Origin of the sequence: Streptomyces sp. CB02056 (assembly GCF_001905545.1) — a bacterium.
Taxonomy (GTDB): Bacteria; Actinomycetota; Actinomycetes; order Streptomycetales; family Streptomycetaceae; genus Kitasatospora.
In genome coordinates, this window is record NZ_LIPD01000001.1 from 223,174 (window position 1) to 244,847 (window position 21,674).

General features: G+C 74.1%; 15 protein-coding genes. 10 read left to right on the forward strand and 5 right to left on the reverse strand.

Annotation, left to right across the window (positions count from 1 at the left end; genetic code table 11):
* The 4 genes from AMK13_RS00955 (at nucleotide 1) to AMK13_RS44415 (ending at nucleotide 6,232) form a co-directional block, all read left to right on the forward strand.
* Nucleotides 1-825 (forward strand): DUF4097 family beta strand repeat-containing protein, encoded by an 825-nt coding sequence (locus tag AMK13_RS00955; protein ID WP_074000750.1) that lies wholly within the window; start codon nucleotides 1-3, stop codon nucleotides 823-825.
* A gap of 167 nt (nucleotides 826-992) precedes the next feature.
* The gene (dusB, locus tag AMK13_RS00960; protein ID WP_049650222.1) at nucleotides 993-2,174 is read left to right on the forward strand and encodes a tRNA dihydrouridine synthase DusB; all 1,182 of its coding nucleotides are present in this window, start codon (nucleotides 993-995) and stop codon (nucleotides 2,172-2,174) included.
* A 564-nt stretch (nucleotides 2,175-2,738) separates the two neighbouring features.
* Nucleotides 2,739-5,447, forward strand: a complete 2,709-nt coding sequence (gene ppdK / locus AMK13_RS00965; protein WP_074000751.1) for a pyruvate, phosphate dikinase — start codon at nucleotides 2,739-2,741, stop codon at nucleotides 5,445-5,447.
* A 245-nt stretch (nucleotides 5,448-5,692) separates the two neighbouring features.
* Entirely contained in the window at nucleotides 5,693-6,232 is a 540-nt protein-coding gene (locus tag AMK13_RS44415) for a ribonuclease (RefSeq protein WP_079271730.1), read from the forward strand.
* Between the two features lie 30 nt (nucleotides 6,233-6,262).
* Here AMK13_RS44415 and AMK13_RS00975 read toward each other — a convergent pair whose 3' ends face one another.
* On the reverse strand, nucleotides 6,263-7,258 hold the full coding sequence (locus AMK13_RS00975; RefSeq protein WP_074000752.1) for a hypothetical protein: 996 nt from the start codon (nucleotides 7,256-7,258) through the stop codon (nucleotides 6,263-6,265).
* Nucleotides 7,259-7,370: 112 nt separating this feature from the next.
* On the opposite strand from AMK13_RS00975, the gene AMK13_RS00980 reads away from it, so the two are divergent.
* Entirely contained in the window at nucleotides 7,371-8,645 is a 1,275-nt protein-coding gene (locus AMK13_RS00980; protein WP_074000753.1) for an ADP-ribosylglycohydrolase family protein, read from the forward strand.
* Here the strand turns inward: AMK13_RS00980 and AMK13_RS00985 are convergent.
* The gene (locus AMK13_RS00985) at nucleotides 8,635-9,369 is read right to left on the reverse strand and encodes a GNAT family N-acetyltransferase (RefSeq protein ID WP_049650219.1); all 735 of its coding nucleotides are present in this window, start codon (nucleotides 9,367-9,369) and stop codon (nucleotides 8,635-8,637) included. The two genes, AMK13_RS00980 and AMK13_RS00985, sit on opposite strands and share 11 nt — an antisense overlap.
* 765 nt (nucleotides 9,370-10,134) lie before the next feature.
* Here AMK13_RS00985 and AMK13_RS00990 point away from each other — a divergent pair.
* The 5 genes from AMK13_RS00990 to AMK13_RS01010 all read left to right on the forward strand — a co-directional run bounded on the left by AMK13_RS00990 (nucleotide 10,135) and on the right by AMK13_RS01010 (nucleotide 17,150).
* Complete coding sequence (locus AMK13_RS00990) at nucleotides 10,135-11,079, forward strand: PAC2 family protein (RefSeq protein ID WP_049650218.1); 945 nt, start codon at nucleotides 10,135-10,137, stop codon at nucleotides 11,077-11,079.
* A 257-nt stretch (nucleotides 11,080-11,336) separates the two neighbouring features.
* A complete protein-coding gene (locus AMK13_RS00995; protein ID WP_158077655.1) occupies nucleotides 11,337-12,344 on the forward strand; it encodes an SGNH/GDSL hydrolase family protein in 1,008 nt (335 codons plus the stop codon).
* A 173-nt stretch (nucleotides 12,345-12,517) separates the two neighbouring features.
* On the forward strand, nucleotides 12,518-13,828 hold the full coding sequence (locus AMK13_RS01000; RefSeq protein ID WP_049650217.1) for a deoxyguanosinetriphosphate triphosphohydrolase: 1,311 nt from the start codon (nucleotides 12,518-12,520) through the stop codon (nucleotides 13,826-13,828).
* 101 nt (nucleotides 13,829-13,929) lie between these two features.
* On the forward strand, nucleotides 13,930-15,837 hold the full coding sequence (dnaG, locus tag AMK13_RS01005) for a DNA primase (RefSeq protein ID WP_049650216.1): 1,908 nt from the start codon (nucleotides 13,930-13,932) through the stop codon (nucleotides 15,835-15,837).
* Between the two features lie 158 nt (nucleotides 15,838-15,995).
* Nucleotides 15,996-17,150: an RNA polymerase sigma factor gene (locus tag AMK13_RS01010; RefSeq protein WP_079271733.1), complete on the forward strand. Its 1,155-nt coding sequence runs from the start codon at nucleotides 15,996-15,998 to the stop codon at nucleotides 17,148-17,150.
* 9 nt (nucleotides 17,151-17,159) lie between these two features.
* On the opposite strand, the gene AMK13_RS01015 is transcribed toward AMK13_RS01010, so the two are convergent.
* The 3 genes from AMK13_RS01015 to AMK13_RS01025 form a co-directional block, all read right to left on the reverse strand.
* Nucleotides 17,160-18,206, reverse strand: a complete 1,047-nt coding sequence (locus AMK13_RS01015) for a helix-turn-helix domain-containing protein (RefSeq protein WP_074000754.1) — start codon at nucleotides 18,204-18,206, stop codon at nucleotides 17,160-17,162.
* Between the two features lie 431 nt (nucleotides 18,207-18,637).
* The gene (locus tag AMK13_RS01020; protein ID WP_074000755.1) at nucleotides 18,638-20,041 is read right to left on the reverse strand and encodes a glutamate decarboxylase; all 1,404 of its coding nucleotides are present in this window, start codon (nucleotides 20,039-20,041) and stop codon (nucleotides 18,638-18,640) included.
* A 126-nt stretch (nucleotides 20,042-20,167) separates the two neighbouring features.
* Nucleotides 20,168-21,601, reverse strand: a complete 1,434-nt coding sequence (locus AMK13_RS01025; protein WP_049650212.1) for an FGGY family carbohydrate kinase — start codon at nucleotides 21,599-21,601, stop codon at nucleotides 20,168-20,170.
* Nucleotides 21,602-21,674: the final 73 nt, after the last annotated feature.

Here is a 21,674-nt window from a genome sequence, read left to right on the forward strand (position 1 = left end):
GTGAAGGGGGTGAAGGGCTGGCGGGCCACCGGGACGCTCGTGATCGTCCTGGTCATGATCGGTGCCGGACTGCAGACCTGGTCGATGGCGGTGCAGCAGCGCACCAGCAGCAGTCGGCCGTACGACGAGGAGATCCACCGGGTCCAGCTGGAGACCGGCCCCGCGTCGGTCCGGGTGCGGGCCGGACGGGAGGGCCACGTGGTGGTCCGGCAGAGCCTGGACTGGCTGGTGCGCAAGCCGGTGGTGTCCGCCGTCTTCGACAAGGGCGTGCTCACGGTCGGGATGCACTGCCGGCTGATCCTGCCGTTCGTGGACCTCGGCTGCGGTGCCGAGATCGAGCTGGAGGTGCCGGCCGCGACCGAGGTGTCCGGCTCGGTGACCTCCGGCTCCGTCCAGGTGGAGGGCCTGAGCGGGGACGTGAGGCTGGACCTGACCTCCGGCCAGCTGCTGCTGTCCGACACCTCCGGGAACGTGACCGTGCACGCCACCTCCGGTCTGGTGCAGGGCACCAACCTGAGCGCCCCGCGGTTGACGGCGCAGCTCACCTCGGGCTCGGTGCAGCTGAGCTTCGCGAGGGCTCCGCGCGAGGTGGACGCCACGGCCACCTCCGGCTCGGTGGAGATGAGCCTGCCGAAGGACAGTCGCTACGCCGTCTCCAGCGAGGTCGGCAGCGGCAACGGCCGGATCGACCCGGGGCTGGCGGACTCGGCGAGCCCGAACCGGGTGCACGCCGCGGTCACCTCCGGGTCGATCTCCATCGCTCCGGCGCCGGCCTCGTCGGCGCCCACCGCCCCGGCGGCTCCGTCGGCCTCGCCGGCCCCGTAGCGGAGGCGGCCCGTTCCGGAGGCGTCCGGTGGCGGAGGCGGCCGGTAAGGGAGGCATCCGGTGGCCGAGGCGCCCCGTAGCGGGGGAGCCCCGGCGCGGGCGGAGGCCGCTCACCCGGGTGGGGGACAATGGAGAGTCCCGTCCCCACCACCCGAGGTCAGCCGCGCATGACAGTCACGCCCGCACCCACCGCGTCCGGCACCGCGTCCGGCACCGAGTTCGCGCCGCTCGACATCGGCCCGATCCAGGTGTGGCCGCCCGTCGTGCTGGCGCCGATGGCCGGCATCACCAACGCGCCGTTCCGCACCCTGTGCCGCGAGCAGAGCGGCGGCAAGGGGCTGTACGTCTCGGAGATGATCACCACCCGGGCGCTGGTCGAGCGCAACGCCAAGACCATGCAGCTGATCAAGTTCGACCCGAGCGAGAAGCCGCGCTCCATCCAGCTGTACGGGGTGGACCCGGTGACCGTCGGCAAGGCCGCCCGGATGATCTCCGAGGAGGGCCTGGCCGACCACATCGACCTCAACTTCGGCTGCCCCGTCCCCAAGGTCACCCGCAAGGGCGGCGGCTCGGCGCTGCCGTACAAGCGCAACCTGCTGCGCGAGATCCTGCGCGAGGCCGTCGCCAACGCGGGCGACCTGCCGGTGACCATGAAGATGCGCAAGGGCATCGACGACGACCACCTCACCTACCTGGACGCCGGCCGGATCGGCGCCGAGGAGGGGGTGGCCGCGATCGCCCTGCACGGGCGCACCGCCGCCCAGCACTACGGCGGCACGGCCGACTGGTCGGCGATCGCCCGGCTGCGCGAGTCCGTCCCGGCGCACATCCCGGTGCTGGGCAACGGGGACATCTGGTCGGCCGACGACGCGCTGCGGATGATGCGCGAGACCGGCTGCGACGGCGTGGTGGTGGGCCGCGGCTGCCTGGGCCGGCCGTGGCTGTTCAAGGACCTGGTCGCGATCTTCGAGGGCGACGTGGACTACGCCCGCCCCGACTTCGGCTACGTGGCCGCGGCGATGGTGCGGCACGCGCAGCTGCTCGGCGAGTGGCTGGGCGACGAGGCGCGCGGCGTGATCGACTTCCGCAAGCACGTGGCCTGGTACACCAAGGGCTTCTCGGTCGGCTCCGAGCTGCGGGTGCGGCTGGCCGGCTCCTCCTCGTTGGCCGAACTGGCCGAAACCCTCGCCCAGGTGGAGCAGTCCCAGGGCTGGCCGGACGGTGCGGACGGCCCGCGCGGGCGGACCAGCGGCAACAACCGGGTGGTCCTGCCGGAGGGCTGGTTGGACGATCCGTACGACTGCGCCCGCCCGGGTGCTGACGCCGAATCGGACACCTCCGGCGGATGATCTGTACGACCTGGCGAAAATGACCCGTTCGGGTCGATGGCCACCTGGTCCCAGCCCTCTTGTCCATCATGGACAAGAGGGCTCCTTTTCGGCGTCCGAACGTCACGGAGCGGGCACGTTTCTGGACACAGTGCGACGATCGGCGCAGGCGCTCTACGTTCGACCGGTGAGACGCTCTGGTGACGCTTGCCACACGGGGTGGGGGCTGACGGCCGGTCAGTGGACGAAATGGACAGGTCGGCTGTGAATCGCTTCCCGAAGTCGGTCGACCGGTGATCGGGCGATCCGGGTGCAGGAAATCAAGCCGGGGCAACGCCATGGACCCGCGGTCGCTACGGTGCGTCCGGATCGCACGATCTTCGCGGGCGCATGCCTTCAAGAGTTGAATGCTTGCTCGCGTCAGGCGGACGATTTCACCAACAGAGGTGAACGCCTTTATGTGCTTTCGATCTAGCGGGTTACCGCTGGGTACCAGCCTCGGGTGGCCTATTCAGGGCAGAGAAGTGCCTTCGAAATGGGTATGTTCTCCGGCGTCAGGGCAACCGCGTACGAGGAGACCGACCCGTGCCGTCCCAGCAGAAGTTTGTTTACTCCTTCACCGAAGGAAACAAGGACCTCAAGGATCTTCTTGGCGGCAAGGGCGCGAACCTGGCCGAGATGACCAACCTGGGCCTCCCCGTCCCTCCGGGGTTCACCATCACCACCGAGGCCTGCAAGGTCTTCCTGGAGACCGGCAGCGAGCCGTCCTCCCTGCACGAGGAGATCAGCGCCCACCTGGACGCCCTCGAGCAGGAGATGGGCAAGAAGCTCGGCCAGGCCGACAACCCCCTCCTGGTATCGGTCCGCTCCGGCGCGAAGTTCTCCATGCCCGGCATGATGGACACCGTCCTCAACATCGGTCTCTCCGACGCCTCGGTGGCCGGCCTCGTCGCCCAGTCCGGCAACGAGCGCTTCGCCTGGGACTCCTACCGCCGCCTGGTCCAGATGTTCGGCAAGACCGTGCTGGGCGTCGACGGCGAGCTGTTCGAGGAGGCCCTGGACGAGGCCAAGCACGCCAAGGGCACCGTCAACGACCTGGACCTGGACGCCGCCGACCTCAAGACGCTGGTCGAGGTGTTCAAGGGCATCGTCGAGCGCGAGACCGGCCGGGCCTTCCCGCAGGACCCGCGCGAGCAGATGGACCTCGCCATCCACGCCGTCTTCCACTCCTGGAACGGCGACCGCGCCCGGCTGTACCGCCGCCAGGAGCGCATCCCGAACGACCTGGGCACCGCGGTCAACGTCTGCAGCATGGTCTTCGGCAACCTCGGCGAGGACTCCGGCACCGGCGTCGCCTTCACCCGCGACCCCTCCACCGGCACCCAGGGCGTCTACGGCGACTACCTGTCCAACGCCCAGGGCGAGGACGTCGTCGCCGGCATCCGCAACACGCTGCAGCTGTCCGAGCTGGAGAAGCTCGACAAGAAGTCGTACGACGAGCTGATGGCGATCATGCAGACGCTCGAGAACCACTACCGCGACCTCTGCGACATCGAGTTCACCATCGAGCGCGGCAAGCTCTGGATGCTCCAGACCCGGGTCGGCAAGCGCACCGCCGCGGCCGCCTTCCGGATCGCCGTCCAGCTGGTCGACCAGGGCCTGATCGACCTGGACGAGGCCCTGATGCGGGTCACCGGCGGCCAGCTCTCGCAGCTGATGTTCCCGCGCTTCGCCCCCGACTCCGAGTCGAAGCAGATCGCCAGGGGCCTCGCGGCCTCGCCCGGCGCCGCGATCGGCAAGATCGTCTTCGACTCCTACACCGCGGTGAAGTGGTCGCGCTCCGGCGAGAAGGTCATCCTGGTCCGCCGCGAGACCAACCCGGACGACCTGGACGGCATGATCGCCGCCGAGGGCATCCTCACCTCGCGCGGCGGCAAGACCTCGCACGCCGCCGTCGTCGCCCGCGGCATGGGCAAGACCTGCGTCTGCGGCGCCGAGGAGCTGGAGGTCGACACCAAGCGCCGCCGGATGACCACCGCCGACGGCCTGGTGCTGGAGGAGGGCGACGTCGTCTCGATCGACGGCGCGACCGGCAAGGTCTACCTCGGCGAGGTACCCGTGCTCCCCTCCGCGGTGGTGGAGTACTTCGAGGGCACCCTGCACGCCGGCGCCGACGTCCAGGGCGGCCTCGTCCAGGCCGTGCACCGGCTGATGTCGCACGCCGACGGCCGCCGCCGCCTCGCGGTGCGCGCCAACGCCGACAACGCCGAGGACGGCGGGCGCGCCCGCCGCTACGGCGCCCAGGGCATCGGCCTGTGCCGCACCGAGCACATGTTCCTCGGCGAGGAGCGCCGCAAGGAGGTCGAGCACCTGATCCTGGCGGACAACGACAAGGACCGCGAGCTCGCCCTCTCCACCCTGCTGCCGCTGCAGAAGGGCGACTTCCTGGAGCTCTTCCAGGCGATGGACGGCCTGCCGGTCACCGTCCGGCTGCTCGACCCGCCGCTGCACGAGTTCCTGCCGGACATCACCGAGCTGTCGGTGCGCGTCGCCCTCGCCGAGGCCCGCAAGGACCCGAACGAGAACGACCTGCGCCTGCTCCAGGCGGTGCACAAGCTGCACGAGCAGAACCCGATGCTCGGCCTGCGCGGCGTCCGCCTCGGCCTGGTCATCCCCGGCCTGTTCGGCATGCAGGTCCGGGCCATCGCCGAGGCCGCCGCCGAGCGCCGGCTGGCCGGCGGGGACCCGCGCCCCGAGGTGATGATCCCGCTGGTCGGCACCGTCCAGGAGCTGGAGCTGGTCCGCGACGAGTGCGAGCGGGTGCTCGCCGAGGTCGCCCGGACCACCGGCGTCAAGCTGGACATCAAGCTCGGCACCATGATCGAGCTGCCGCGCGCCGCGGTGACCGCCGGGCAGATCGCCGAGGCCGCCGAGTTCTTCTCCTTCGGCACCAACGACCTGACCCAGACGGTCTGGGGCTTCTCCCGGGACGACGTGGAGGCCTCGTTCTTCACCGCCTACCTGGAGAAGGGCATCTTCGGGGTCTCCCCGTTCGAGACCATCGACCGCGACGGCGTCGGCTCGCTGGTCAAGCACGCCGTCGAGGCCGGCCGGGCCACCCGCCCCGACCTCAAGCTCGGCGTCTGCGGCGAGCACGGCGGCGACCCGGACTCGGTCCACTTCTTCCACGAGGTGGGGCTGGACTACGTCTCCTGCTCCCCCTTCCGGATCCCGGTGGCGCGCCTGGAGGCAGGCCGCGCCGCCATCGAGACGGCGGGCAGCGACTCGCGCTGAGGAGGGTAGGCATCCCCACCTCACGCGCGGGCACGACTGACCGCTTCCCCTCCCGTCGGGAGGGCGTACACCGGAGCTCGGCGCAGGAGAACCGGCGTACGTGACACGGCCGGGCGGGAACGGACAACGGCGTCCGTTCCCGCCCGGCCGTACGTCCGCGTACGGGCCGGCGCACCGGCCGGTGTGGCGGCGGCCACGTGTGTACCTGGCCCGGCCCGGCCCGGCCGCCTGCCAAGCTGGACCGCATGACCAACCGCAGAAACCCGCTCGTGGCCGTGGCCGTGCTGATCCTGGCGGTCCTGGCCGGGGCCGGGTACCTCCTCGCCAACCAGGGGAGCGGCCACCCCAAGGCCGCCGCGAGCGCCACCACGAGCGCGGCCGCCGGTGCCACGACGTCCGGGTCCACGGCGCCCAAGCCCTCGGCCCCCAAGCCGAGCCCGCCCGCCGGGGGCGCCGGTACCACCCCCGCCGCGGCCGGCACCTGGGTCCCGACCGACCCGGCCATGGCCGACGTCTGCCGCACCAAGCTCCCCAGCCAGGCCCAGGACACCCTCGGCCTGATCGCCAAGGGCGGCCCCTACCCGTACAACCGCGACGGCATCGTCTTCGAGAACCGCGAGAGCCGCCTCCCCAAGAAGTCCGGCGGCTACTACCACGAGTACACCGTCGTCACCCCCGGCTCCAACGACCGCGGCACCCGCCGCGTGGTGACCGGCGACTCCGGCGAGCAGTACTGGTCCGCCGACCACTACGCCACCTTCCAGGAGATCGACTCCCGCTGCTGAGCCGGGCCTCGGCAGCCCTTGCCGCGCCCCTCACCGGGCCCGGCGCCAGGTGACGCGGGGGTGGGGGGCGTGCGGGCCGGTGGTGACCAGGGCGGTGAGCTCGTGGAGCACCGGGGCCGGGTCGCGGCGGAGCTGGACCGGGGTGGTGCGGACCACCGGGAGGCCGGCGGCGGTGAGGCGGTTGGCGCGGGCGAGGCCCCGTTCGTGCTCGGCGGGGCGCAGGTGCCAGGCGCGGGAGTCGATCTCCAGGGCCACGCAGGCGTGCGGCCAGTAGGCGTCCGGGACGGCGAGGAAGCGGCCGTCCAGGAAGAGCACCGGGTTCCACAGCGGCTCCGGCAGCCCCGCGTGCGCCAGCAGGTCGCGGGCCTCGCCCTCCACCACCGACCGCACCCCGACCGTCAGGTCCTCCACCACCCGGGCCACCTGGGGCAGTCCGAGCGCACCCGGGCGGGACAGCAACTGGTCGAGCAGCTCGCCGAGTTCGCAGTGCCGCCGCTGGACGGCCTCCGCGCACAGCGCCCGGAACCGGCGCTGCCCGGTCTCCCCCGGCGCGAGGTCGGCCAGCGCCCGGGCGACGGTGGTGCTCCACAGCCCGTCGTCCCGCTCGAAGCCGCCCGGCATCGCCCCGGAGGCCCGGTGGATCCGGACGAACTCCCTGTCCCCGACCCGCCGTTGAGTCGGGATCAGGATGTCCACGGCGTTCAGGTCGGACGGGTGTCCGGCGCTCGGCAGCCCGGCCTCGGCCAGCACCGCGAAGCCGGTCAGCAGCACCTCCCCGGCCCGCGGGTCGCGGCCCTTCGGCGTCGCGTACGCCAGCGCGGCCCGCAGCTTCTGGTGGAACGTCAACCGGCCGCTCTGGAGGCAGATCACCCGGGGCAGGACCTGTTGCCAGGGCCCGCCCGGCCGCAGCCGGTGGGCGATGGTGCCGGAGGGCACCCCGAGCCGGCGCAGCTGCGCCCGGGTGGCGATGTGCTGCTGGTCGGCGCCGAGCAGGGCGACCGGGTCGAGGGGGTTCGCGCGGGTCATGCCCCGGTGCCTGCCCGCCGGAATCGGAGGTATGCGAAACATCCCCCGTCGGTGGGGACACCGGCCACGGGTGTTGACGGGACGGCGGTCAACCCGGTGAGCTGGAGGGCATATGACCATTCCATCCACGCACACCGGCCCCGCGCTGGACTCCCTCAACGGCCTCTCCGTGGGCGACGCCCTCGGCGCCCAGATGTTCGTCCCGGAAACCGCCCGGGCCCACCTCGCCGCCCGCACCGAACCGCCCGGTCCCTGGCCCTGGACCGACGACACCGAGATGGCCTGCTCGGTCCACGCCGCCCACACCGAGCGCGGCGCGATCGACACCTTCGACCTCACCCACGCCTTCGCCCTCCGCCACGACTTCGACCGCGGCTACGGCCCGGCCGCCAACCGGCTGCTCCGGCTGGTCCGCGAGGGCGGCGACGCCCGGCGGCTGGCCGCCGAACTCTTCGACGGCCAGGGCTCGTACGGCAACGGCGCCGCGATGCGGGTCGCCCCGCTGGGGGCCGCGTACGCCGAGGACCCGGCCGCCGTCGTCCGGCCCGCCGCCGACACCGCCGTCATCACCCACACCCACCCGCAGGCCGTGGACGGCGCGATCGCGGTCGCGGTGGCGGCCGCGTACGCGGTGCGGGCGCGGGCGGAGGCCATGACGCCGGAGGCCTTCCTGGCGGCGGTCGCCGACCTCACCCCGAACGGGGCGGTCAGGGACGGCCTGGAGGAGGCCCGCGGGCTGCTCGCCCGGCCGGACTTCCGGCTCGCCGCGCAGGTGCTCGGCAACGGCAGCCGGACCTCCGCGGCCGACACCGTCCCGTACGCCCTGTGGTGCGCCGCCCGGAACCTGGCCGACTACCGCACCGCCGTGTGGGAGGCGGTCGCGGCCGGCGGCGACATGGACACCGTCGCCGCCATCACCGGGGGAGTGGTGGCGGCGCACACCGGCACCGGAGGCATCCCGCGGGCCTGGCTGGCCGCCCGGGAGCCGCTGCCCGCGTGGGCGTTCCCGGAGCCGGGCGGCGTCCGCGCGGCCGGGGAACCGCACCTGACGCCGATCCGCCTGCCCCGCCCGCACCCGGTGCCGGACCTGCTCTGGTCGGACGCCGACTGGGAGCGGATCAGGCGCGGCCTGCGGGCCCGGGACATGGACGAGCGCTGGGTGTCCGTGGTCTCCGAGGGCGTGCTGCACCTGCACCGCGGCGTGGGCGGCGCGGAGGCCTACCGGGTCCGGGTGGCCCGGGTGCGGGGCGGCTGGCGGCCGGTGGAGGCGCTGGTCGAGGCGCACCCGGGACGCCACCGGGCCTGGGACGACCGCACGACCCTGCCGGCCGTCCTGGGCTTGGCGCGCCTCGGCTACGAGCCGCTCCGGGCCGGCCTCAGACCGTGATCATCAGCTGCCCGGCGCCGCTGCCGCCCTGTCTAAGGCACTCCTGGTTGATCGCCGGATCCGGGGCGCTCGGCGAGGTGGCGGCGGCGATCCGCAGCTCGATGATGTCGCGGACGGCCGGCCACTCGTCGTCGAGGATCGAGTAGAACGCGGTGGAGCGCACCACCCCGTCCAGCCCGCGCGAGTGCGCCCGGCGGACGCCCTCGGAGGTCGCGCCGAGCCGCTCGATGGCGGCGCGCGAGCGCATGTTGCGGGCGTCCGCGCGCATCGAGATCCGCTGCACGCCCCAGGTCTCGAAGGCGTGGCGCAGCATCAGCAGCTTGGCCTCGGTGTTGATGCCGGTGCCCTGGGCGCGCGGCGAGAGCCAGCTGTTGCCGATCTCGGCCGCGTCCGGGACGGCCGTGGCCGGATCGCCGAACGGGACGCCGGGCACGGGCGGCCACACCATCGGGCCCTGCCAGTAGTCGAGTTCCAGGAAGCGGGTGGAGCCGACGACCCGGCCGTCGGCGACGTTCACCGTCGCGAACGGCAGCGACCGTCCCGCGGCCTGGTCGGCGAGCGCCCGCGCGACGTAGTCGCGGGCGGCTTCCAGGCCGTGCGGGACGGGGGTGAAGGCGTAGGTCGTACGGTCCTCGGCGCCGGCCTCGGCGATGGCCTCGGCATGGTGCGCGGCGAGGGGCTCCAGCCGCACGGTGCGGCCGGTGAGGGTGACAGGTACGGGCACGGAACCTTCTGTCCTTCATCGGTCGGAGGGAGCCTCCCGGGCCGGGGTACGGCACGGGGTGCGCTGGACATGGGTACGCCTGGGCCCGGGTCCGTCCGCCGGGTACCCGCGCACGCCGGAGGTCCGGTCGAACGGGGTGGGGGCGGCGGCCCGGAGCGGGCGGCGCGGGGGTGCCGGAACGGACACGGGTCCTCGGACCGGTCCGGCGGGAACAGCGAGGGGACAGTGTGCGTCCGCGAAATGGCCGAAGAGGAGACGAGAGCGCGAAGGGAAGCGGGCGGCCAGGTGAAGGCAAGATGCGTCGTGGGGGCTGGCCGAGCAGCGGACCGGGACGTGGCCGACGGCGTTACGGACGACGTGGCGACGACGCGACGATGCGAGGCAGCGAGAGGACGATACCCGCCAGAAGGCGGTGCGTCACTTCGCGGCACGCGAATGGCCGCGCGGGCCGTTCCGGGGCCCCGCGGACGGGCCTCCCGCGGGGGCGCTACCAGGGTCGTGACCAGGGGCTCTTCGGTCGGGTGCGATCATGGTCCGGAGTGGTCGGCCGAGGCCGTCGGGCGCGCCCCCCGGGGAGCCGTCGGACGGGTACCGGAGCGGCCGTGGAGCGGCTCCGGAACGGCCCCGGCGCGGCCCCGTGGACGTGTCCGTCCGCGGGGCGGGGGCGGGGCGGGGCCGGGGCGGGAATTCCGGCGGCGCCCGGCACGCTGCAGAGGACGAGAAGCCGGTCGACCGGAACGAGCAGGGAACGGGGTTGGGTGCGCGGTGCGTGACTTCCAGGCGTTGTACGAGCTGGATCAGCAGGGCGTGGCCGCCGTCGCCGCGGCCAACGAGCAGTTGCGCGACACCGGTGCCGGCCTCGTGCTGCTGCAGCACTACGAGGGCTTCATGGACGCCGGGGAGGCCGGCGGCCAGGTGGTGGCCCACCTGCTGGAGACGGGCTCGCCGCAGGTCGTGGCCCGCTTCGACCACGACCGTCTGGTGGACTACCGGGCCCGCCGCCCGGCGATGGTCTTCGACCACGACCACTGGACGTCCTACGACCCCCCGGAGATCCTGCTCCAGCTCGTCCACGACGCCGCCGGCGCGCCGTTCCTGCTGCTCAGCGGCCCCGAGCCGGACGTCGAGTGGGAGCGCTTCGCGCGCGCCGTCCGCGAGCTGGTGGAGCGCTTCGAGGTCCGGCTCTCGATCGACTTCCACGGCATCCCGATGGGCGTGCCGCACACCCGCCCGGTCGGCATGACGCCGCACGGCAACCGGCTGGACCTCGCCCCGGGCTACCCGCAGTGGTTCGAGCAGGCGCAGGTGCCGGGCAGCGCCCAGGCGCTGGTGGAGTACCGCCTGGCCGAGGCCGGGTGCGACGTCCTGGGCTTCGCCGTGCACGTCCCGCACTACGTGGCCCGCTCCGCCTACCCGGCGGCGGCCGTGCAGGTCCTGGAGGCGGTGCAGTCCGCCACCGGGCTGGTGCTGCCCGGCACCCGGCTGCGCGAGCAGGTCTCCGAGGTCTACGCCGACATCGAGGAGCAGCTGGCCCAGGGGGACGGCGAGTTGCGCTCGGCGATCCGCGGCATGGAGGGCCAGTACGACGCCGTGGCGGGCGCGGAGGGCCGGGAGAGCCTGCTGGCCGAGCCGGTGGACCTGCCCTCGGCGGACGAACTGGGGCGGCGCTTCGAGCAGTTCCTGGCCGAGCACGAGCGCGGCGCGGAGTAGTCGACGCGGAGTAGTCGAGCGGAGCGGCCGACGCGCACGCGGTTTCGTGGTGCGCCGGCCGGAGAGGGCGCGCGGAAGCGGTCGGAAGCCGGTGCCCGGACGGCCCCGGGGTCGGTTTCCGGCCGGTTCGGGCCCGCCGTAAGGCGATTCGGCCGGGGCGGGAGTCATCGGCCGGGACCGTTCGTTGGCCCCTGATGTGCCCGGGGGACGGGCCGCCGCAAGGAGCCGACCGTGAACCGTATCCCCGGGGGGAGACCATGCCGAGGACCGTACGCCCGACCATCGCCCTGACCGTCGGACTGGCCGCAGCGCTGCTGGCCGGCTGCACCGACAACACCGCTTCGGACAGCGGGGCCGGCGGCGCCGCGGGCACGGCGTCCGACCGCGCGCGGGCCGGCGCGGCCGCGTCGCCGACCGCCGCCCCGCCGCCCACCGGCCCGTACGTCGCGCTCGGCGACTCGTACACCGCGGGGATGAAGATCGCCCCGCAGGTCGGCGAGCCGGGCGCCTGCTACCGCTCCGGGGCCAACTACCCGTCCCTGGTGGCGAAGGGGCTCTCGCTCGCCGCCGACCAGTTCAAGGACGTCAGCTGCAGCGGCGCCCGCACCGGGGACCTGACCGGCCCGCAGAAGGTCGCCGACGGCACCAACCCGGCCCAGCTGGACGCGCTCACCGCGGACACCCGGCTGGTCACCCTGGGGATCGGCGGCAACGACGCCGGCTTCATCGAGGTCGTGACGGAGTGCGCCAAGGCCAACCTGGTGGACATCGTCAAGGGCGTGATCAGCGACAGCGCGGACCGGATCAGCGACTCGCCCTGCCGCGACCACTACGCCGCCGGCAGCGGCACCGACGAGGTCCAGCGCAAGGTGGACGCGGCCGGCGACCGGATCGGCCAGGTGCTCCAGGACGTCAAGAAGCGCTCCCCGAAGGCCAAGGTGTACGTGATCGGCTACCCGGGGCTGCTCCCGGCCGACCCGGCGAGCTGCCTGCCGGTGCTGGGCAACGCGGTGGCCGCCTCCGACCTCGCCTTCCTGGTGGAGAAGCAGCAGCAGCTCAACGGCATGCTCAAGAAGCGCGCGGACGCGGCCGGCGCGGTGTTCGTCGACCTCGCCGGGCCCTCGGCCGGGCACGACATGTGCGCGGGGGAGGACAAGCGCTGGGTGGAGCCGCCGCTCCCGGCCCAGGGGTCGGCGCCGATCCACCCCAACGCCAAGGGGCAGGAGGCGATGTCCGGGGTGGTCCTGAAGGCGATCAAGGGCTGAGGACGCCCGCGCCGGGGCGCGGGACGGAGGGGGCGCGAGGGGTGCGCGGGCCGGGTGGGGCCGACCCACCGGGGCGGGCACCCGCGCGCCGCGCACCGTTCACGCCCCGGCCCGCACCCCTTCGTGCGCGGCACACCCCGCGTGTCGGGGGCGCGGCGTACCGTGAAGGACATATGGACGACACCACGCACCGCCTCGCCGCCCCGATCACGTACGACCACGCCGCCGAGGCCCGCTGGGTCCCCGAACCCGACAAGCGCCCGGGCCGTACGGCCTTCCAGCGGGACCGCGCCCGGGTGCTGCACTCGGCGGCGCTGCGCCGGCTGGCCGGCACCACCCAGGTGGTCGCCCCGATGCGCAGCGACTTCCCGCGCACCCGCCTCACCCACTCCCTCGAATGCGCCCAGGTCGGGCGGGAGTTGGGCGCCGCCCTGGGCTGCGACCCGGACCTCGTGGAGACCGCCTGCCTGGCCCACGACATCGGCCACCCGCCGTTCGGCCACACCGGCGAGGAGGCCCTCGACCAGGCCGCCGAGGCCTGCGGCGGCTTCGAGGGCAACGCCCAGTCGCTGCGCATCCTGACCCGGCTCGAACCCAAGCGCTTCGCGCCCGAGGGGGAGCAGCCGGCTGTCCGGCTCGCCCCCTGGCCGGGCCGCAGCGTCGGCCTCAACCTGAGCCGGGCCGCGCTCGACGCCGCCGGCAAGTACCCGTGGACCAAGGGCGCCCACCCCACCGACCCGGCCTCCTCCAAGTACGGCGTCTACGCCGACGACCTGCCGGTCTTCCGCTGGCTGCGGGCCGGCTCCCCGGCCGGGCGCAAGTGCTTCGAGGCCACCGTGATGGACTGGTCCGACGACGTGGCCTACTCCACCCACGACGTCGAGGACGGCCTCCAGGCCGGCCACATCGACCCGGCCGTGCTGCGCGCCCCCGGCGAGCGGGCCGAACTCTTCAAGGTCGCCGAGCGCTACGCCCCGGACGCCGAGCCGGAGGAGCTGGCCGCCGCCCTGGACCGGCTGCTCGCCCAGGAGTGGTGGCCCCGCTCCTACGACGGCACCGCCCGGGCCCGGGCCGGGCTCAAGGACCTCACCAGCCAGCTGATCGGCCGCTTCTGCCTGGCCGCCGAGCAGGCCACCCGCGCCCGCTACGGCCCCGGCCGGCTCACCCGCTACGCCGCCGAGCTGGTGGTGCCGAGGGACGTTCGGCTGGAGTGCGCGGTGCTCAAGGCGGTCGCCGTCCGCTTCGTGATGCAGCGCGACGAGCAGGCCCAGTTGCGGGCCCGGCAGCGGATCGTGATCGCCGAGCTGGCGTACGTCCTCACTCAGCGCGCCCCCGACGGGCTGGACCCGGTGTTCGCCGCGATGTACCACGAGGCCGAGGACGACCGCGCCGCCCTGCGCACGGTCGTCGACCAGATCGCCACCCTCACGGACGCCTCCGCCCTGGCCCTGCACGCCAAACTCGTCGGCGCCGCCTGGGCGTAGCCGCCGGGCGCGGCCGCGACGGCTCCGGTGCGGCCGTGCCCCGACCGGGGCCGAGCCCTCGGCACGGCCGGAATGCCCCGCCGCCCCAGTAGACTTCCGGGGTGGCCGGGCGGATCAGGGACGAAGACGTACAGGCGGTGCGCAGCGCACTGCCGATCGACGCGGTGGTCGGCGACTACGTACAGCTGACCAACGGTGGCGGTGGCGAGTACAAGGGCGTCTGCCCCTTCCACGACGAGAAGTCCGCCTCCTTCTACGTGAACCCCGCCAAGGGCGTCTTCCACTGCTTCGGCTGCCAGGAGAACGGCGACACCATCGCCTTCCTGATGAAGATCGAGCACTTCACCTTCGCCGAGGCCGTCGAGCGGATGGCCGCCCAGGCCGGCATCACCCTGCGCTACGAGGAGGGCGGCTACAGCCCCCGCCACCAGCAGGGCGAGCGCACCCGGCTGGTCGAGGCGCACAAGGTGGCCGCCGCCTGGTACCAGGAGCAGCTGGCCTCGCCGGAGGCGGAGATCGGCCGCCGCTTCCTGGCCGAGCGCGGCTTCGACGAGGAGGCCGCCAAGACCTTCGGCGTCGGCTACGCCCCCGCGGGCTGGGAGCACCTGGTCCGCTACCTGCGCGGCAAGGGCTTCACCGACAAGGAGATCCTGCTCGGCGGCCTCGCCTCGCAGGGCCAGCGCGGCGGCCTGATCGACCGCTTCCGGGGCCGGCTGGTCTGGCCGATCCGGGACATCGCGGGCGAGGTGGTCGGCTTCGGCGCCCGCCGCCTGCGCGAGGACGACAACGGCCCGAAGTACCTCAACACCCCCGAGACGCCGATCTACAAGAAGTCCCACGTGCTGTACGGGATCGACCTGGCGAAGAAGGAGATCGCCAAGTCGGGCCGCGCGGTGGTGGTCGAGGGCTACACCGACGTGATGGCCTGCCACCTGGCCGGGGTCACCTCGGCGGTGGCCACCTGCGGCACCGCCTTCGCCGAGGACCACATCAAGATCATCCGCCGGCTGCTGATGGACACCTCGCAGTACCGGGGCGAGACCGTCTTCACCTTCGACGGCGACGCGGCCGGGCAGAAGGCCGCCCTGCGCGCCTTCGAGGACGACCAGAAGTTCGCCGCCAAGACCTCCATCGCGGTCAGCCCGGGCGGCATGGACCCGTGCGACCTGCGCCTGGCCCAGGGCGACGAGGCGGTCAAGCACCTGATCGACAACCCGGTCCCGCTGTTCGAGTTCGCGCTGACCTCGGCGGTCGCCCGGCACCGGGTGGACACCCCGGAGGGGCGCTCGGCGGCGCTGGAGGAGGCGGCCCCGATCGTCGCCAAGATCAAGGACCGCTCGATCCAGCACGAGTACGCCGTCCGCCTGGCCGGCATGCTCGGCATCCTGGACGAGCAGTTCGTCGTCCGCCGGATCTCCCAGCTGGCCCGCTGGGACCGCGAGCGCCAGCAGAACCCGCGCGGCGCGGCCGCCCAGCGCCGCCCCGAGCCGGCCCAGCCGCAGCGCGCCGCGCAGCCCGCCTACCGGCTCAACCCGCGCGACCCGGCCCAGTTCGTCGAGCGGGAGCTGCTCAAGCTGGCGCTCCAGCACCCGGACCTGGTCAGCCCGGCCTTCGACCACTACGGCGAGGACGAGTTCCCGACCCCGCCGTACACCGCCGTCCGACAGGCCGTCGCCAAGGCCGGCGGCGCCGCGTACGGGGCGACCCTGCCCGACTTCACCAGCGCGGTGCGCGAGGCGGCCCCGGACGACCAGGTGCGCTCGCTGGTCACCGAGCTGACCGTCGAGCCGGTCCGCTCGCGCCGCAAGGCGGACGCGATCTACGCGGGGGAGTTCCTGGTCAAGCTGCGCCTGCTGGCGGTGGACCGGCGGATCACCGAGGTCCGCGGCTACCTCCAGCGGCTCGGCCCCCGGGCCGAGGCCGAGCAGCTGCACGCGGTGCAGACCGAGCTGTGGCAGCTCCAGCAGTACGGGCAGCAGCTGCGCAGCCAGGGCGCGGCGGCGCTGTAGCGCGCCCCGCGGCACCCGCCGCCCGGACCCGGCGCCCGAACCCGGGCGCAGAAAGTCGGCGCACGAGTCTCGGCCACGGAGCGTGGCGTACCGCACACTGGAGGGCGTCCCACCTCCGTACTGCGCGGGTCCGCCAGAGTCGCGCCCGCCCCGAGGGGATGCCCGTGGAGCAAGGCGTCGTCGCAGCGACCACCACCAGTACGAGAGCGAACCCCGCCGAACCGGACGGGGAGCAGGACACCCACCACGGCCGGGCCGGGGCGGTGCCCCCGGACGGTGCCCGGATCCCCGCCCAGGGCCTGCCGGAGGGCCATCCGGACAGCCCGGACCCCGAAGCCGGGTCCGGGGCGCGGGCCGACGCCGAGGACCCGGACGAGCGCCGCGGGCCCGGCGACGACACCGGGCCGTCCGCCGACCTGCTGCGCCAGTACCTGCGCGAGATCGGCCGGATCCGCCTGCTCACCGCCGAGGAGGAGGTCGAGCTGGCCCGCCGGGTGGAGGCCGGCGTCTTCGCCGAGGAGCGGCTGAACGGCGACCCACCGCCGCCCGACCCGCTGGGCGGCGAGCTGGACACCCTGGTGGTGCGGGGCCGGATCGCCAAGCGCCGGCTGATCGAGGCGAACCTGCGACTGGTCGTCTCCGTCGCCAAGCGCTACGTCGGGCGCGGGCTGACCCTGCTGGACCTGGTCCAGGAGGGCAACCTGGGCCTGATCCGCGCGGTGGAGAAGTTCGACTACACCCGCGGTTTCAAGTTCTCCACGTACGCGACCTGGTGGATCCGGCAGGCGATGAGCCGGGCCCTGGCCGACCAGGCCCGGACGATCCGGGTGCCGGTGCACGTGGTCGAGCTGATCAACCGGGTGGTCCGGGCGAAGCGCGGCCTGCTCCAGGAACGCGGCCTGGAACCGACCGCGGCCGATATCGCCGCCGCCCTGGAGCTGACCGAGGAACGGGTGCGCGAGCTGCTCCGGCTGGCCCAGGAGCCGATCTCGCTGCACACCCCGGTCGGCGAGGAGGAGGACGTCGCGCTCGGGGACCTGATCGAGGACGCCGACGCCGCCTCGCCCGCCGAGTCCGCGACCTTCCTGCTGCTGCGCCAGCACCTGGAGGCCGTCCTGGCCACCCTGGGGGATCGGGAGCGCCAGGTCGTCCAGCTCCGCTACGGGCTGGACGACGGCCGCCCGCGCACGCTGGAGGAGATCGGCGCGGTGTTCGGCGTGACGCGGGAGCGGATCCGCCAGATCGAGTCGAAGACCCTGGTCAAGCTCCGCGACCACGCCTGCGCCGAGCAGCTGCGCGGCTACCTCGACTGAGCCCGGACCCTAGGACGGACTCGGCGACGCGGTCGGCGCCGACGGGTCGATCGGAGCGGGGTCGGTCGGAGCGGGGTCGGCCGGTGTGGCCGGGGCCGGGGTCGTGGACGCGCCCGCGCCGGTGCCCGGCGGGGGAGAGGCGGGCCCGATCGGGATCGGGGTGGAGGCCACCACCATGGCCAGGTCGGAGACGACCGCGGTGCAGTCGTGGCCGGCCGGCTGGTAGCCGCAGACCTGGAAGGTGACGGTCGGGTCCGCCGCGTCCAGCATCGCCGAGTAGTTGTCGTAGCCCCAGTGGATGAGCGCCGTCTCGCTCTCGCCGGTGCCGTCGGTGATCGTCGCGTAGTCCTTCGGCTGGCCCTCGGTGATGGCCGCCCAGGCGGCCCGGCAGGTCTGGCTGTACCGGAGGTAGACGACCACCTTGCCGACCACCTGGGTCTGCAGGGTCCGGGCGTCCTTGCCGCAGCCGGTGGTCTTCGGGTCCTTGTGCGCGCAGCCGACGGCCTGACAGGCCGGGGCGGTGGGCCCGGGCTTGGGAGCGGCGGAGGCACCGGTCGTCGCGGCGGGCCGGTCGGCCGCCGCGGCCTGCCCGTCGTGCCGGCTGATCCGCAGGCCCACCAGGACCAGCAGCAGCGCCAGCGCGGCCGCACCGGAGACCAGCGCCGCCGGGCGCCGCCACCAGACGGCGGGGGCGGGCCCGGGCTCCTGCCCGGCCACCGGCGCCTCCGTGACGGAGACGGCCTCCTCCACGGCGGCATCCTCGGCGCCCGAGGGCCCGTCAGTGACGGCCTCCGGCCCGGCCACCGCCTGCCGCCACAGCGCCCGCAGCGCGGCCCCGTCGCACTCGACCGCCCCGGCCAGCGCGTCCAGCGCCTGCTCGGTGACGACCCGCTTGCCGTTGAGCCAGCGCTCCCAGGAGGCCCGGCTGTAGTGGGTGCGGGCGGCCAGCTCGGACAGCGACAGTCCGGCGGCGTCCTTGACGGCCCGGAGCTCCTCCGCCAGGCGTCTGGCGGGCTCGGACAGCTCGTCGGGCAGCTGCTTCCAGGCGGAACCCACGGCGGCGCTCCAAACTCGAGAAACGGGGGCGGGGAACGGGGGAGCGGCAGGGTCCCGGTCCGGGCCGTTCGGCGTCTCCGCTTCTCCAACCTGATCGGCCTGGCGTCCCAAACCCCAGGTCATGGCGCTGAGACGGACGGAAGTGTCTCACAACCCCCGGAGACGCTCGAACATCCATGTGGTCATCGTGCAGAGTTCTCTGGCCGGTGCGGTCCACCCGTCGGTGGAACCGTTCGGACCCCGATCGATCACCCGTCGTCGGTCCGCACCCGCTCCCGGCCCCCACCGGTCCGGGGCAGCCTCGCGGGGGGAGGCTGCCCCGGGTCCGCCGGGATGCTCCGGCGGGGAGGGCGCTTCGCTGCGCCCTCCCCGCTGTGACGTTCTCCCGGTCGTACGACCGGCCGGATGCACGCCCGGCCGCGCGAACGGGGTCAGTGGTGGAAGCCCGGTCGGGGCGGCACCCCGAGCTCCCGGAGCGGGACGGGCTGGCGCCGCAGCTCCGGCAGCAGCCGGTCGAGGTCGGCCAGCAGCAGGTCGGCGAGGTCCCGGGAGAAGCCGTTGCGGCAGACCACCCGGAGCACCGACAGGTCCTCCCGGTTCGCCGGGAAGGTGTACGCGGGGACCTGCCAGCCGCGCTCGCGCAGCCGCCGTGAGACGTCGAACACGTCGAACGGGACGTCCCCCTCGGTGGTGAGGGCGAACACCGGGACCTGGTCGCCCCGGGTCAGCAGCCGGAAGCCGTCCAGCTTCCCGATCCGCCCGGCCAGGTAGGTGGCGACCTCGCGGCAGGCGCCCTGGACGGCCCGGAAGCCCTCCCGGCCGAGCCGCAGGAAGACGTAGTACTGGGCCACCACCTCGGCGCCGGGCCGGGAGAAGTTGAGGGCGAAGGTCGGCATCTCGCCGCCCAGGTAGTTGACCCGGAAGACCAGCTCCTCCGGCAGCGCCGCCCGGTCGCGCCAGAGCGCCCAGCCCACGCCGGGGTACACCAGGCCGTACTTGTGGCCGGAGGTGTTGATCGAGGCCACCCGGGGCAGCCGGAAGTCCCAGAGCAGCTCCGGGTCGAGGAAGGGCGCCACCATGGCGCCGGAGGCGCCGTCCACGTGCACCGGGACGTCGGTGCCGGTGCGCTCCTGGTAGGCGTCCAGGGCCGCGCAGATCTCCGCGACCGGCTCGTACGAGCCGTCGAAGGTGGAGCCGAGCACGCCGACCACCCCGATGGTGTCCTCGTCGCACAGGGCGACCGCCCGCTCGGCGTCCAGGTGGAAGCGGGTGCCCTCCATCGGCGCGGTGCGCGCCTCGATCTCCCAGAAGTTGCAGAACTTCTCCCAGCACACCTGCACGTTGACGCCCATCACCAGGTTGGGCCGGGCCCCGGCGGCGTAGCGGTCGGCGTTGCGGTGCATCCAGCGGCGCTTGAGCGCCATGCCGGCCAGCATGCAGGCCTCGCTGGAGCCGGTGGTGGAGCAGCCGACCGCGCCGTCCGGGTCGGGGGCGTGCCAGAGGTCGGCGAGGATCGCCACGCAGCGCCGCTCCAGTTCGGCGGTCTGCGGGTACTCGTCCTTGTCGATCATGTTCTTGTCGAGGCACTCGGTCATCAGCCGGGTGGCCTGGGCCTCCATCGAGGTGGTGACGAAGGTCGCCAGGTTGAGCTTGGCGTTGCCGTCCAGCATCAGCTCGTCGTGGATCAGCTGGTACGCGGTCTCGGCCGCGACCGGGACCTCGCCGAGCCGGTGCAGCGGCGGGGCCAGCTTCATCGCGCCCAGCGGGTCGGCGATGGTCGGGTACGGGCCGATGCTCAGCCGGCGGTCGCCGCCGGCCCCCTTGTGCAGCGCCATGGCGTCCTGCCGTCCTTCGGGTCGGTGGCCGTGTCCCGTCCCACGCTGCCACCGGGTGCCGGGCGACGCATCCGCGCGGTCCGTCACCCCCGCTCCGGGGCTCGGTCCGCCGCCCCCGCTCCGGGGTCAGGCCGCCGCCTCCGGGTGGACCTGGTCGCGGGCGGCCCGGTACTGCTGACGCACCGCCGAGCCGATCGCCAGGTCCTGCTCCCCGTCGGGCTCGACGGTCTCGGCGTCCGGCAGCTCCCACTCCGGGGGCTGCGGGGTGCCGGCCAGCGCCCAGGCGGCCTGCCGGGCGGCCCCGCGGGCGGCGTGCGCGCCGGGCGGCGGCACCACGACCGGGACGCCGAACAGCATCGGGGCGATGTGCCGGACGGCGGGCAGCCGCCCGGCCGTGCCGAGCAGGAACACCCGCTTCACCGGGACGCCCTGGGCGCGCAGCACGTCGAGGGCGTCGGCGATGTTGCAGAGCATGCCCTCGACGGCGGCCCGGGCCAGGTGCTGAGGGGTCATCGCCTCGGCCCGCAGGCCGGTCAGGGTGCCGGCCGCGTGCGGCAGCGCGGGGGTGCGCTCGCCGTCCAGGTACGGCAGCAGCACCAGGCCGTAGGCGCCGGGGGAGGAGTGCAGGGCGAGGTCGCTCAGGCCCTCCAGGTCCCGGCCGAGCAGGGCGGCCGTGGAGCGGAGCACCTGGGCGGCGTTGAGGGTGGCGACCATCGGCAGGTGCCGGCCGCTGGCGTCGGCGAAGGAGGAGACCAGGCCGGACGCGTCGACCACGGCCTCCTCGTGCACCGCGAAGATCGTCCCGGCGCTGCCGAGCGAGACCACCGCGTCGCCCGGGCCGAGGCCCAGGCCCAGCGCGGCGGCCATGTTGTCCCCGGTGCCGGCCGAGATCAGCAGGCCCTCGGGGGTGTGCCCGGCGGGCTCGGCCGGGGGCAGGACGTCGGGCAGTCTGAGCTCGTGGCCGAGCGCCAGCTCCACCAGGTCCTGCCGGTACTCGCCGGTGATCGGCGACCAGTAGCCGGTGCCGGAGGCGTCGCCGCGGTCGGTGGTGCGGCGCTTGGGGTGGCCGAGCAGCTGCCAGACCAGCCAGTCGTGCGGCAGCAGCACCTCGGCGACCCGGCGGGCGTTGGCGGGCTCGAACTCGGCCAGCCAGCGCAGCTTGGCGACGGTGTACGTGGGGGCCGGCACGGAGCCGATCGCGGCCGTCCAGGCGGCCGGGCCGCCGAGGGCGTCCAGCAGTTTGGCGGCGGCGCCGCTGGAGCGCGGGTCGTTCCAGAGGATCGCCGGGCGGACCAGCACCCCGCCCGCGTCGAGGCCGATCATCCCGTGCTGCTGGGCGCTGACCCCGATCGCCCGGACGCTCTCCAGCAGGCCGCCGGTCGCGGCGTCGCCGAGCGAGTGCAGCCAGACCTGGGGGTCGGCCTCGCCCGGGCGCAGGTCCTGGTCCTCGGGGACGGGGTGCGGCGCCTTGCCGGAGCGCAGGACGGCGCCGGTGTCGGCGTCGCACGCGACGATCCTGGTGCGGTTGGTCGAGCTGTCTATCCCCGCGACGATGGCCATGCCGAGATCATGCCTCAGCCCGGCCCCGGACGCGTCCGGGCCGGGCGGCCTGTTGCGGGTTCGCGACCCCGGG